This window comes from Desulfuromonas sp. CSMB_57 (assembly GCF_020194955.2).
GTDB lineage: Bacteria > Desulfobacterota > Desulfuromonadia > Desulfuromonadales > Syntrophotaleaceae > JAFCIY02.
Window position 1 is genome coordinate 1 of the sequence record NZ_JAFCIY020000003.1, and the last position, 13,335, is coordinate 13,335.

Genomic DNA, 13,335 nt, shown 5'->3' on the forward strand with positions numbered 1-13,335 from the left:
GCCTTCAGCCTTCAGCCTTCAGCCTTCAGCCTTCAGCCTGATTTTCATCCCACTTCATTATACGGTCGGACTCGGAACCGGACGCCGAGTTCCTCTTCGGCGATGCGCCGGCAGGCCTCGATGTCCACCTCCGGCATGGCCACCACGCTGGCGGTTACCGAAGGGATATACTGCCTGGCCTCCCGGATGAAATCCTTGACCGCCTGATAGCCGGCCTCGCCGAATCGGGATTGACAAAGTTTCTGGTACAGGACGGCATCCGGGGCATTGAGGGAAACGGAGACGGCATTCACCAGACCGGCCAGTTCCGGCAGGATGTTCCGGCCGTAAACCAGGTTGGCCAGTCCGTCCGTGTTGACGCGAACCTTGACTCCCTGTGTCTGCAACCAGGCCGCGACCTCCTTGACGGTGTCCAGGCGCAGCAGCGATTCGCCGTAGCCGCAAAAGACCACCTCTTCGTACTGGTCGGGCCGTTCGCCGACGGCGCGTTTGATCTCGGCCGCCGAGGGCTCGCGATCGAGTTGCAGGAGATGGCCCTTGACGGCAAAATCCCTGAATTTGGCGCAAAAGACGCAGGTGTTGCTGCACCGGTTGGTGATGTTCAGATACAGGGCATCGCGGATTCGGTAGGCGATCTTGGTGCTCATGTCGGGGGCCCCGAAGCCGAACAGACGAAAAGTGTTGAGCAGGGTGATGCGCGAAATATCGCCCAGAGTCAGGCCCTTGAGGGCCGCCAGAGCTTCGGCGGTGGGGCGCATCAGGGCCGGTTCGTTGCGCCGCCCGCGATGTTCCTGCGGCGCCAGGTAAGGGCAGTCCGTTTCCAGCAGCAGGCGTTCCGTGGGAACCGCTTTCGCCACCTCCCGCAGCGCGTCGTTGCGAGGATAGGTCAGGGTCCCGCTGAAGGAAAGGTAAAAGCCCAGCTCAAGACATTCCCGGGCCATGGCCAGATCGCCGCTAAAGCAATGCAGCACGCCGCCGACCTGGTCGGCACCTTCTTCTCGCAGCACGTCCAGAATATCCTGATGGGCATCCCGGTCATGAATGATCAGGGGGAGTCGCAATTGCCGGGCGAGGCGGATCTGGGCCCGAAAGGCTTCCATCTGCACCGGCCTGGGGCAGCGATCCCGGTAAAAATCCAGGCCCGTTTCGCCGATGGCGACGACCTTGGGATTGGAGCGGGCCATTTCGGCCAGTTCGGCGAGGCTGCCGGGATTGACCTGGGCCGCGTCGTGAGGATGGATGCCGACGGACGCATACACGCCGTCGTGGGCCGTGGCCAGGGCCGCGCCGGCGCGGGAACTGGCCAAGTCGCAACCAACGGTGAGCATGGCAGTGATGCTCTGCTGTTCGGCGCGCGCCAGGACCTCGGCCAGATCATTGCGGAACTGGCTGCTGTCGAGGTGCGCATGGGTATCGATCAAGGGCGGCAGGGTTTCGGACATGTCAGGAAACTCGCAGTTGACAGCCCCTCTCCCGAGACGGGAGAGGGGAAAATTTTTGCGGCAGGCAGAGGTTGGGGACGCAGACCTTATTCCGATTCGATGCGCGGGAACAGGGGGGCGGCCTTGGTGATGGAGGTACCCGGTTGCAATGGGGCATCCCCCGCTGCGCAGCCCAGGATGTCGAGAATTTTTTCCCCGGTATCCGGCATGAAAGGGGCGACCTGCCGGCCAATGAGACGCAGGCCTTCGCAGAGGTTATACAGTACCGTGCCGAGACGATCCTGCTGGTCCGGCTGTTTGGCCAGGGCCCAGGGGGCACTGTCATCGATATATTTGTTGGCCAGGCCGACCAGTTCCCAGATGGCCTGCAAGGCTTTATTGAAGGCCAGTTCGTTCATCAGTTCGTCGACCTTGGCCGGCATTGCGGCGTAGGCTTGCAGTAGGGGGGCATCCTCGGGGCGCGGGTGGCTGGGCGCGGGCAGAACCCCGTCGAAATATTTTCCCACCATGGCGGTCGAGCGGCTGACCAGGTTGCCGAGATCGTTGGCCAGATCGGAGTTGATGCGATGCACCAGGGCCGAATGGGAAAAGTCGCCGTCAAGGCCGAAGGGGACCTCCCGCAGCAGGAAATAACGGATGGCGTCGACGCCGTATTTATCGATGAGCATGTTCGGTTCGACCACATTCTGCAGGCTTTTGCTCATCTTTTGGCCTTCGACGGTCCACCAGCCGTGGGCGAAGACCTTTTTCGGCAGCGGCAGGCCGGCGGCCATCAGGAAGGTCGGCCAGTAAACGGTATGGAAACGCAGAATATCCTTGCCGATGACGTGCACGTCGGCCGGCCAGAAGTCCTGGAAGCCCTTTTCCGGATGATCGGGATAGCCCAGGGCGGTGATGTAATTGGTCAGGGCATCGAACCAGACGTAGATGACATGGCGGTCGTTTTCAGGGACGGGAATGCCCCAGGAAAAGGAGGTGCGGGAAATGGAGAGATCGCGCAGTCCTTCCCGGACGAAATTGAGGATTTCGTTGCGGCGGGTGCGCGGCTGAATGAAGTCCGGATTGGCTTCGATGTGCTGCAGCAGCGCATCCTGGAAACGGCTCATGCGGAAAAAATAGGATTCCTCTTTGAGTTTGTCCGTCGGTCGGCCGCAATCCGGACAGCAACCGTCCAGCAGTTGGGTCTCCGTCCAGAAAGTCTCGCAGGGGGTGCAATACCAGTCTTCATATTCGCCGAGATAAATGTCGCCGGACTCATAGAGTTTTCGGAATAGGGCAATAACCCCTTTTTTGTGCCGCTCCTGGGAGGTGCGGATGAAATCCGTCGGCTCGATGTTGAGTTTTTCCCACAGGGACTGAAAGCGCTTGACCACGCGGTCGGCCAGTTCCAGAGGGGTTTCACCTTTGGCCACAGCCGCTTTTTCGACCTTCTGCCCGTGTTCGTCGGTACCTGTCAGGAAAAACACCTGATGCCCGCGGGATTTTTTGAAGCGCGCCAGAACATCACAGGCGACGGTCGTGTAGGCATGGCCAATATGCGGGACATCATTCACATAATAAATAGGTGTCGAAACATAAAAGCATTTACTCATTGGTATCTCCTGCGGCGGGGGATTTCGCCGGACGACGCCGGCCACGGCTTTTTCGTTTCGGGCGTCCCGGAACGGCGGCCGACGGGGGAGCCTGAGGAACGACGGGTTCGGTTCGGTCGCGTTTTTTGCGAGGGGACTGGCTTTCCTGCGGCATATCCGGAGCTGCGGTTCGACGGGGTGGACGCTCCCGGCGCCCCGCCGGTCGTTCCGATTCAGCGGCCTTCGGCTGTTTGAGCTGGGCTTTTTCCGCATCGGCGCGTTCCACTTCCGCCGGACTGAGCAAGGTCAGTTCCCCAACCGGAGCCTCGATGGAACGGTTGCTGGCCAGTCTTACGGTCACCTTGCGGGTCAGCACGTTTTGGGCCGTCACCTCACCTTCCTCATCGCCCACCCTGACTCTGCGGCCGCATTTGGGCATGCCTTCCTTGAGGGACAGGTAGGTCTCGTACTCGTAATTGAGACAGCACAGCAGGCGCCCGCATTGGCCGGAAATTTTGTTGGGATTGAGAGCCAGTCCCTGTTCCTTGGCCATTTTGACCGATACGGGGGCAAAGTTGGTCAGAAAGGAGCAGCAGCAGAGCGCCCGGCCGCAAACGCCGATGCCGCCAATGAGCTTGGCTTCGTCGCGCACCCCTATCTGCCGCATCTCGATGCGGGTATGAAAGTGATGGGCCAAATCCTTGACCAAGTCACGAAAATCGACCCGGCCGTCGGCGGTAAAGTAGAAAATGATTTTTGAAGCATCGAACAGGTATTCGGCCCGCACCAGCTTCATTTCCATCCGGCGGGACTGGATGCGTTCCAGGCAGAAACGGAAGGCATCCTTTTCCCGTTCGGTGGAAGCCCGGCCCATTTCCAGGTCTTGTTCGGTGGCGATGCGCAGGACGCTCTTGAGGTTGTCCCCACCGCCCTGATGGTCAGCTTCGACGGGTTCCGTCACGACGGTGCCCAAGGCACGCCCGCGGTCGGTTTCGACCACCACCTGTTGGCCCGGCCGCAGTTCCAGGTCCAGAGCGTTGAAATCATAATGTTTTCCGGCAGTCCGGAATTTTATGGATACGATACGTGGCATATATCTTCTTTATTCGTTGATATTTAAAGTGATGGATGAATTTTTGTTTCCAGTGTTCCGGCGGCTCCGGCCCTGCCTGCCAAATCCCGCCGTAATGGGCATGTTGCGGGTTTTCGGGCATTTGTCAAGGTTTCTTTGCCACTATCATCAGGCCACCAGTTTCAGCAGCAGCACTTCCATGGCTAATTGCCGGTTGACGTTGCGGTCCAACTGTCGGCGAGCAGCAAACAGGGCTTCCAGTTTGTGTAGCAGCGCCGCAACGGGATGGCGTTCGGCCATGCGTTCCAGCAGTTCCAAAAGGTCGATATTGACCAGATCGTCGCTGTTTCGGCCATGGTGCAACAACAGTTGGTCGCGATAAAAGGCCAGTAAAATTTCCAGTTGCTCGGTCAAATGCTCCTTGTCTTCGGCCATTTGCCGGGCCAGGTCGAGGAGGGGCAGAATGCTGTTGGGAGACAGGCCGGCCAGGGTTTTGAGCAGTTGGCGACGGCGTTTGAGGAACAGTTCCCGATCCTTGCCAAGAGCCTTTTTAAAGCTGCCGTCGGCCAGGGCGGTCAGGATATGGGCTTCCTCCTCCTCCATATTCAGTTGGTCCGCCAGCACCTCCTGCAGTCTGGCTCGCGGCAACCGGTTGAAGGGCAGCCGCTGACAACGCGAACGGATGGTTGGCAGCACCGCTTCGGGGGCCGCGCTGAGCAGGATCAGCAAGGTTTCCGGCCGCGGCTCCTCCAGGGTCTTGAGCAGGGCGTTGCCGGCCGCCGGATTCAACCGTTCCGCGCCGTCGATGAGGCAGACCTTGCGCGGCGCCTCGAGGGGACGAAAAGACAATTCCTTCTGGATACCGCGGATCTGTTCAATTTTGATGAATTGGCCGTCCGGTTCCAGCAGGTGCAGGTCGGGATGATTGTGGTGTTCGATTTTGCGGCAGGCCGGACAGTTGCAGCAACCCTGTCCGGTCTCGCAGAACAATCGCTTGGTCAAGGCCAGGGCAACCAGGCGCTTACCAATGCCTTCCGGCCCCTCGAACAGGTAGGCATGGGGCAGGCGATGGGTGTCGATGGCCCGCTGGAGCAACTCCTTTTGTCGGTCGTGACCCAGAATGCGGGAGAAGCTCACGGCAACCTCCGAGGCAGGAGCAGTCCGTCGACCACCTGGCGGATGCGCCGGGCAATGTCCTGCGGTTCGCCTTCGGCGCTGACGACATGAAACCGCTCGGATTCTTTGCGGGCCAGCTGGAGATAGCCGTCCTGTACCCGCTGATGAAACCGCAGGGACTCTTGTTCGAAGCGGTCCTCGTCCGGACCCTCGCTGTGACTGTTGCGCTGCCGGGCACGCTGCAGTCCCTGTCGGCAGGGCAGGTCGAGAAGGATGGTGGCGTGGGGCCGTACAGTGCCGGCGGCCAGCAGGTTGAGCTGTTCGATGAGGTCCAAATCAAGCCCGCGACCATATCCCTGGTAGGCCAGGGTTGCGTCCAGATACCGGTCGCAAAGCACAATGTGGCCGGCGCTCAGGGCCGGCTTGATGATCTCCTCGACGTGTTGAGCGCGGGCCGCGGCGTAAAGCAGCAGTTCGGCCATGGGAACCAGGCCGCGGCTGGCCGGATGCAACAGGATGTGACGGATTTGGTCGGCAATGGGACAGCCCCCCGGTTCGCGGGTGACCACACAGCTTCTGCCCAGGCTTTTCAGGTGATCGGCCAGCAGATGGATCTGAGTGGTCTTGCCGCTGCCTTCCACCCCTTCGAAGCTGATAAACAGTGACATGTCGAGATCCGTATGGAGGCGCGTGACCGGCTTCGGTGCGTGGAAAAATCGGGCTGTCAGGGGCCATCGTTCTGGCCCGGGCTCTGTTCCTTGGCGGTGCTTCTTGAGAGCAAACCTCGAACCGAAAAACCGGGATGGCGGCTCCTGGTTGAAAACTTAATCTGAAATTATAGAAATTACGAAGAGGTATATCAAGGTTTAAATTCCCGCCGGCCATTTTAAGGATTTGCCGATGCAACCGGGATTTGGGTATTGATTTACTGTTGACTTGCTCATGACCATGACATATATTCCTCGAACCCCGGTCCTCAGGATGGTTAATACGGCCTGCACATTGATCGGGCGTGATTTCAAGTTGGAACCGGGATGAGGCGACGCACGGGCGATAATCATGCCCTGGACGCAGTTGAGAAATTTAGGGTTGACAAGAGGCGGGTGGTTCAGTAAGATTCCGCCGCTTTCTCATGGTGGGTGTAGCTCAGTTGGTAGAGCGCTGGATTGTGGCTCCAGTTGTCGAGGGTTCGAGCCCCTTCACTCACCCCATTTAAACCGTAATTGCCCGTCATCAGGTAAACCGTGGCCCTATGGGTCTGTCCGGTTGACGATTGACGGGCTTTTTGTTTAAATGGCTTTTCGTTTAAATGACTGAAGCTCGGCGCCCCTTTGCCGGGTCGAGTCTGCGGATTGTGGGCCAGGCTCTTCATATCCATAAGGCATGTCTTGAGCTTTCCTTTTTGGGCGAGAGTGGCGGAACTGGCAGACGCACTGGACTTAGGATCCAGCGGGCAACCGTGGGGGTTCGAATCCCCCCTCTCGCACCAATTCCCTCGGCTGAGCCGTGTCCGGTTCGGGGTTTCCGGTACCGGCAATTCAGCCTGGTTCAAAACTGGCGGGCGATGGATGCCGGTCACGACCGATAATCTATAATTTACTTTCGCGAGGTAGCAGGATGAACATCAAGGTCGAAGAACTCAGCAGCATCAAGAAGAAACTGTTTGTGGACGTGCCCGTCGAAACGGTTGATGCCGAATTCGGGAAGGCATACAAGAATCTGGCCAAAACGGCCAAGGTTCCGGGGTTTCGTTCCGGCAAGGTGCCGCGGGCCATCCTGGAAAAGCATTACGGTCCCCGGATGCAGGGCGAAGTTCTCGAGCGTTTGATCAACGATACCTATTTCAAGGCGTTGGCTGAACACAAGATTCTTGCGGTTTCCAATCCTGAAATTGTCGAAAGCAGTTCTCTCGAGCAGGGTCAACCCTTTAGCTATGAAGCACAGGTCGAGGTGCGGCCCGATGTTCAGGTCAAAGACTATCTGGGGCTTGAGTTGAAAAAGGAACTGGCCGCCGGCGGCGATGAGGCCGTCACCGAGCGTCTCGACGAATTGCGCAAAAGCGCCGGTAAACTGCAGGTCTGTGAGCGCGAACTGTGTCAAACCGGCGACCTTGTCGTGATCGACTTCGAAGGCTTCATCGATGGGCAGGCGTTTGAACGTGGCAGCGCCGAAGATCATCAGTTGGAACTGGGCTCCGGCACCTTCATTCCCGGTTTCGAGGACAAGGTTGTGGGGATGAGGCGCGGAGAACAGCGCGCCATCGACGTCACTTTTCCGTCCGATTACGGTAACAAGGAGCTGGCCGGCAAGCCGGCGGTGTTTCAGGTCACCCTGAAGGAAATCAAGGAACGGGTGCTGCCGGAGTTGAATGACGACTTTGCCAAAGAGATGGGGTTGGTGACCCTGGATGATCTCAAGGAGAAAATTCGGGAAAGTCACGTCGCTCAGGAAAATGACCGCATCGAAAAGGATTTCCGGGATCGGTTGATCGACGCACTGGTGGAGCGCAATCCCTTCGAACTGCCGGAAAGCATGGTGGAAACGCAACTGGAACACATGCTGGAAAACCTGCAGCAGCGCATGCAGTCCCAAGGCATGAGCCTCAAGGACATGGGTCTTGACCCGGCCTCCTTCAGGAAGATCTACCGGGATATCGCCGTTAAGCAGGTCAAGGGCAGCCTGTTGCTGGAAGCCATTGCGCTGCAGGAAAATCTGAAAGTCGATGAAGATGAGATTCGGGAGAAGCTGGATGAAATCGTTCAGCAGACCGGCGCGCCCAAAGAGGTGGTCATGAATTTCTATGCCGACGAGTCCCGCCGCCGTGCCCTGGTTTCCCAACTGGCGGAAGAAAAAGTCATTTATTTCCTGACCGGCAAGGCCAACATCCAGGTGGTGGCCAAGGATCAACTCTGATCGGTTTCCGGCAGGCAGTATCCTGCCTGCCGGCCATAGGCTTCAGAAAGGAATAGCGGCATGAGCCTCATCCCCATGGTGGTCGAACAGACCGGTCGCGGTGAACGCGCCTATGATATTTTTTCCCGACTGCTCAAGGATCGCATCATTTTCCTGGGTGGCGGTGTCGACGACCAGATCGCCAATCTGATCATTGCCCAACTGCTTTTTCTTGAATCGGAAGATCCGGAAAAGGAGATCTTCATCTATATCAATTCGCCGGGCGGATCGGTCACGGCGGGGATGGCTATTTACGATACCATGCAATATGTCAAATGCCCCGTTTCCACCATCTGTGTGGGGCAGGCAGCCAGCATGGGGGCCGTGCTGCTGGCGGCGGGAGCGCCCGGGAAACGCTTTGCCCTGCCGAATGCGCGAATCATGATTCATCAACCCTGGGGCGGTTTTCAGGGGCAGGCCACGGACATCAATATTCATGCGCAGGAAATCCTGCGCCTGCGGGCCACTCTGAACGAGATTCTGGCCCATCATACCGGCCAATCGCTGGAAAAGATCGCCGCCGATACGGAGCGGGATTTTTTCATGGGTAGCGACGAGGCGAAAAAGTATGGTATCGTTGATGACATGGTAAGGAGAAAAACCTAGATCCTGCCGAGACCTGGACTTTTCCAGTCAGTCAGGCGGGTTTCCGTTGCGAGGTGGAAGAGGGGTGCAGGAGGCTTGGTTCCTGGCACTCGGAACCGCCCAAGCGGAGAACGGCTATTAGCGTGGAGGCGATTGCGTGAGTACCAACGATGGAAAATCCGGGTATCTGACCTGCTCATTCTGTGGCAAGGGACAGGATGACGTCAAGAAACTGATTGCCGGTCCGGCGGTCTACATCTGCGATGAATGCATCGAGTTGTGCAAGGATATCATTGCCGAAGAGGCCAAGCTGGAGGACGAGAACGTCGGCACCGATCGGCTCCCCCGTCCGGCGGAAATCAAGGAAGTCCTGGATGAGTACGTGATCGGCCAGGAGCGGGCGAAAAAGACCCTTTCGGTCGCAGTCTACAATCATTACAAGCGGATTTCCGCGGGGCGCAGCGATTCCGGTGTTGAAATCCAAAAGAGCAATATTCTTTTGCTGGGGCCGACGGGCAGCGGCAAAACCCTGCTTGCCCAGACCTTGGCCCGTCTGCTCAACGTGCCTTTCGCCATCGCCGACGCCACCAACCTGACGGAGGCGGGCTATGTCGGTGAGGATGTGGAAAACATCATCCTCAATTTGTTGCAGGCCGCCGACTATGACCTCGAAAAGGCCCAGAAGGGCATCATTTACATCGATGAAGTGGATAAAATCGCGCGTAAATCGGACAGTCCGTCGATTACCCGGGATGTTTCCGGCGAAGGTGTACAGCAGGCGCTGCTGAAAATCATCGAAGGCACCATGGCCAGCGTTCCTCCCAAAGGCGGGCGCAAGCATCCGCAGCAGGAATTCCTCAAGGTCGATACGGCCAACATTCTGTTCATCTGTGGCGGGGCGTTTTCCGGGTTGGAGCATATCATCAACCAGCGTTGCGTCGCCAAGAGCATGGGGTTCGGCGCCGAAGTCCGTTCGCGCAAAAACCAGGATGTCGGTGAAGTGCTCAGCCGCGTGGAGCCGATGGATCTGATCAAGTTCGGTCTGATTCCGGAGTTTGTCGGACGATTGCCGGTGGTGGCCACCCTTGAGGAGCTGGATGAGGAAGCCTTGGTGCGAATTCTCCAGGAACCGAAAAACGCCTTGGTCAAGCAGTATCAGAAGCTGTTCGAAATGGAAAAGGTCAATCTCAAGTTTACCGACGGAGCGCTTGTGGCGTTGGCCAAGGAAGCCCTGAAGCGTAAAACCGGTGCGCGTGGGTTGCGTTCCATCATAGAAACCGCCATGTTGGATGTCATGTACGACATTCCTTCCCAGGATCGGGTGAAGGAGGTTGTGATCAACGAGGATGTCATCCTTAAAAACGGCAAGCCTATCATTCTCTACGATTGCGCTGAAACGGCCTAGGGCAGTTCAGTGTTTGCCGAAGGAACAGCGGCAACCGGCGCTCCACCTCAAACAGATCGGTAAATAATAGACCTATGCAGGATATCAATACGGGCAGCAGCGGGATTCCGTTGCTGCCTTTGCGCGACATCGTCATTTTTCCTTACATGGTGACGCCTCTGTTCGTGGCCCGGAGCCATTCCATTCAGGCTCTCGAGTCGGCCATGAATGGGGACCGGACCATCTTTCTTGCCACCCAGAAAGATCCCCAGGTCGACGAACCGTCCCTGGGGGATGTTTACGAAATCGGGACCCTTGGTCAGATCGTGCAGTTGCTCAAGTTGCCCGACGGTACCCTGAAGGTACTGGTGGAGGGCAGGGAGCGGGGACGGATTGATGAGTGGCTGCCCTCGGAAGAGGGCTACTTTGCCGGAGTGACGCCCCTTGCCGAGGCCGAGGTGGCCGGGTCGCCGGATCTCGAAGCCTTGATGCGCAGCGTCAACGAATTGTTTGAAGCTTATGTCAACCTGAGCAAGAAGATTCCCGCGGAAGTGGCTGCATCGGTGCTCGGCATTCTGGAGCCCGGTCGTTTGTCTGATACCATCAGTGCCCATCTGGGACTGAAAGTGTCTGAAAAACATGATCTGCTCAGCATGCTCAATCCGGTGGAACGCCTGGAATCCCTGGTTGTCCTCATCGCCCGCGAAGTGGAGATCCTGCAGATCGAAAAGAAGATCCGCAGCCGTGTCAAGGGGCAGATGGAGCGCAGCCAAAAGGAATATTACCTCAACGAGCAGATGCGGGCCATCCAGAAGGAACTGGGCGAGGGCGATGAATTCCGCAATGAACTGCGCGAACTTGAAGAACGGCTCGACAAGGCGGCGCTCAGCGTTGAAGCCAAAAAGAAGGCCGGTACCGAACTTCGCAAGCTGAAACTTATGTCGCCAAGTTCCGCCGAAGCCACTGTCGTACGCAACTATCTGGAGTGGTTGGCCGAGTTGCCTTGGAGCAAAAAATCCCGTGACCGCCGCGATCTGGACCATGCCGAAACGATCCTCAACGCGGATCATTACGGGCTGGAAAAGGTCAAGGAACGCATCCTGGAATATCTGGCGGTGCAGGCGCTGGTCAAGAAAATCAAGGGCCCCATCCTGTGCCTGGTCGGCCCGCCGGGGGTTGGCAAGACTTCCCTGGGGCGTTCCATCGCCCGCGCCCTGGGACGCAAATTCTCCCGCATTTCTTTGGGTGGCATGCGTGACGAGGCCGAAATCCGTGGACATCGCCGGACTTATATCGGCGCCATGCCGGGTCGGATCGTGCAGAACATGCGCAAGGTCGGGGTTAAGAACCCGGTCTTTCTGCTGGATGAAATCGACAAGGTGAGCAGCGACTTCCGCGGTGACCCGTCCTCGGCCCTGCTGGAGGTGTTGGATCCGGAACAAAACTGCACCTTTGTGGACCATTATCTGGAAGTGGACTACGATCTCTCCGATGTGATGTTCATCGCCACCGCCAACAGCCTGCACGGCATCGCCCGACCGCTGCTGGATCGCATGGAAGTCATTCGCATCGAAGGCTATACGGAGGACGAAAAGCTGCATATCGCCCAACGCTACCTGGTCGACAAGCAGTTGGAAACCCACGGTTTGAAGCCTTCGCAGGTACTCTTCAATGATGCCGCCGTGCAACAGATCATCCGCCAATATACCCGTGAGGCCGGCGTCCGCGGTCTGGAACGCGAGATTGCCAACGTCTGCCGCAAGATCGCTCGGAAGGTGGTCGGTGCCGGCAAGAAGTCCGTGGTTTTTCAGGTGGATGAAGGTTTGGTGCGTGAATTTCTGGGGGTGCCTCGGTTTACCCACGGGACCCGGGAAGAGCTGGATTACGCCGGTTTGGCAACGGGGCTGGCGTGGACCGAGGTCGGTGGCGAATTATTGACCATCGAAACCACGGTACTGCCTGGACCCGGAAAGTTGACGGTGACCGGCAAGCTCGGCGAGGTGATGAAGGAGAGTGCCCAGGCCGCTCTGAGCTACGTGCGCTCGCGTTGGCAGGAACTGGAGCTCGAAAAGGACTTTTACCAAAAACTCGATGTCCATATCCATGTTCCCGAGGGTGCCATTCCCAAGGATGGACCGTCGGCCGGCATTACCATGGCCACCGCCCTGGCTTCGGCTCTTACCGGTCGGCCGGTGGCCAGGGATTTGGCCATGACGGGAGAAATTACCCTGCGCGGCAGAGTGCTGGCCATCGGCGGACTAAAGGAGAAACTGCTGGCCGCCAGGCGCGCCGGAATCGGCCGCGTGATCATTCCGGCCGAGAACGAGAAGAACCTTGAAGACGTCCCGCGGAGCATTCTGGATGCCTTGACTGTTATCCCGGTTTCTCATATGGATCAAGTGCTTGCAGCGGCATTTCCAGAGGCCGCCGGCCTTGCGTCGAAAGCTTTGGGGACGACCGCGGGACGCAATTCGGATGATGCGGTTCGGCACTAAAATCAGGGAAAATAATCTCTTGACACCTTTTTTCCATCTCTGTTATAAGTATCGCACTTCAGCGGGGCATTCAATTTTTTCACTAGTGGAGGTATGTTGTGACCAAAGCCGATCTCGTTAATGCAATGGCGGATAAAGCCGGATTGAGCAAGGCCGATTGCGAAAAAGCTCTTAAGGCCTTCACGGACGTGGTCACCGAGGCATTGCAAGCTGGCGACAAGGTTGCTCTGGTTGGGTTCGGTACCTTCAGCATCGGCGAACGGGCCGCTCGTACCGGCCAGAATCCTCAGACCGGAAAAGAGATCGAAATCCCCGCATCCAAGGTGCCCAAATTCAAGGCCGGCAAAGCTTTGAAGGACGCTGTCAACTGAGACGGCGAGGCCAAGCTGGACATGCCCTTCCGATGCTGCTGAGTAGGTCCTGAAGGTTATTTCGGCATTACATATTCCAGTCAATCCCATGCGGGGCTGTAGTAGAGTCGGTTACAACGCCGGCCTGTCACGCCGGAGGTCGCGGGTTCGAGTCCCGTCAGCCCCGCCATCAAATATGGGCGAATAGCTCAGCTGGGAGAGCATCGGCCTTACAAGCCGAGGGTCACAGGTTCGAGCCCTGTTTCGCCCACCATTAAAATCACGCTGTCAAGCAGCAAGTTGCGGGGCTGTAGTAGAGTCGGTTACAACGCCGGCCTGTCACGCCGGAGGTCGCGGGTTCGAGTCCC

At 57.9% G+C, this 13,335-nt stretch carries 10 protein-coding genes and 4 tRNA genes; 9 read left to right on the forward strand and 5 right to left on the reverse strand.

The features are described 5' to 3' along the window. Nucleotides 1–44: 44 nt before the first annotated feature. The 5 genes from JQN68_RS01670 to tmk all read right to left on the reverse strand — a co-directional run bounded on the left by JQN68_RS01670 (nucleotide 45) and on the right by tmk (nucleotide 5,869). A complete protein-coding gene (locus JQN68_RS01670) occupies nucleotides 45–1,442 on the reverse strand; it encodes a TatD family hydrolase (RefSeq protein WP_249620978.1) in 1,398 nt (465 codons plus the stop codon). Between the two features lie 86 nt (nucleotides 1,443–1,528). Continuing rightward, the gene (metG, locus tag JQN68_RS01675) at nucleotides 1,529–3,034 is read right to left on the reverse strand and encodes a methionine--tRNA ligase (protein ID WP_225073059.1); all 1,506 of its coding nucleotides are present in this window, start codon (nucleotides 3,032–3,034) and stop codon (nucleotides 1,529–1,531) included. Beyond that, complete coding sequence (locus JQN68_RS01680; RefSeq protein ID WP_225073060.1) at nucleotides 3,027–4,106, reverse strand: PSP1 domain-containing protein; 1,080 nt, start codon at nucleotides 4,104–4,106, stop codon at nucleotides 3,027–3,029. Before JQN68_RS01680 ends, metG begins: the two co-directional genes overlap by 8 nt. A gap of 147 nt (nucleotides 4,107–4,253) precedes the next feature. Further along, nucleotides 4,254–5,222: a DNA polymerase III subunit delta' gene (gene holB / locus JQN68_RS01685; protein WP_225073061.1), complete on the reverse strand. Its 969-nt coding sequence runs from the start codon at nucleotides 5,220–5,222 to the stop codon at nucleotides 4,254–4,256. Further along, a complete protein-coding gene (gene tmk / locus JQN68_RS01690; RefSeq protein WP_225073062.1) occupies nucleotides 5,219–5,869 on the reverse strand; it encodes a dTMP kinase in 651 nt (216 codons plus the stop codon). The genes holB and tmk overlap by 4 nt, the downstream gene beginning before the upstream one ends. 467 nt (nucleotides 5,870–6,336) lie before the next feature. Between tmk and JQN68_RS01695 the strand changes: the two genes are divergently transcribed. The 9 genes from JQN68_RS01695 (at nucleotide 6,337) to JQN68_RS01735 (ending at nucleotide 13,241) form a co-directional block, all read left to right on the forward strand. Further along, nucleotides 6,337–6,412: transfer RNA gene (locus JQN68_RS01695), tRNA-His, on the forward strand. A gap of 195 nt (nucleotides 6,413–6,607) precedes the next feature. Further along, a tRNA-Leu gene (locus tag JQN68_RS01700) sits at nucleotides 6,608–6,690 on the forward strand. 128 nt (nucleotides 6,691–6,818) lie between these two features. Further along, the gene (gene tig / locus JQN68_RS01705) at nucleotides 6,819–8,114 is read left to right on the forward strand and encodes a trigger factor (RefSeq protein WP_225073063.1); all 1,296 of its coding nucleotides are present in this window, start codon (nucleotides 6,819–6,821) and stop codon (nucleotides 8,112–8,114) included. Between the two features lie 60 nt (nucleotides 8,115–8,174). After that, complete coding sequence (clpP, locus tag JQN68_RS01710) at nucleotides 8,175–8,759, forward strand: ATP-dependent Clp endopeptidase proteolytic subunit ClpP (protein WP_225073064.1); 585 nt, start codon at nucleotides 8,175–8,177, stop codon at nucleotides 8,757–8,759. 136 nt (nucleotides 8,760–8,895) lie between these two features. Next, on the forward strand, nucleotides 8,896–10,143 hold the full coding sequence (clpX, locus tag JQN68_RS01715) for an ATP-dependent Clp protease ATP-binding subunit ClpX (protein ID WP_225073065.1): 1,248 nt from the start codon (nucleotides 8,896–8,898) through the stop codon (nucleotides 10,141–10,143). 74 nt (nucleotides 10,144–10,217) lie between these two features. Next, nucleotides 10,218–12,617, forward strand: a complete 2,400-nt coding sequence (gene lon / locus JQN68_RS01720; protein WP_225073066.1) for an endopeptidase La — start codon at nucleotides 10,218–10,220, stop codon at nucleotides 12,615–12,617. A gap of 98 nt (nucleotides 12,618–12,715) precedes the next feature. Then, on the forward strand, nucleotides 12,716–12,988 hold the full coding sequence (gene hbs, locus JQN68_RS01725) for a non-specific DNA-binding protein Hbs (RefSeq protein WP_225073067.1): 273 nt from the start codon (nucleotides 12,716–12,718) through the stop codon (nucleotides 12,986–12,988). 92 nt (nucleotides 12,989–13,080) lie between these two features. Beyond that, a tRNA-Asp gene (locus JQN68_RS01730) sits at nucleotides 13,081–13,157 on the forward strand. Nucleotides 13,158–13,165: 8 nt separating this feature from the next. Further along, nucleotides 13,166–13,241, forward strand: a tRNA-Val gene (locus JQN68_RS01735). Nucleotides 13,242–13,335: the final 94 nt, after the last annotated feature.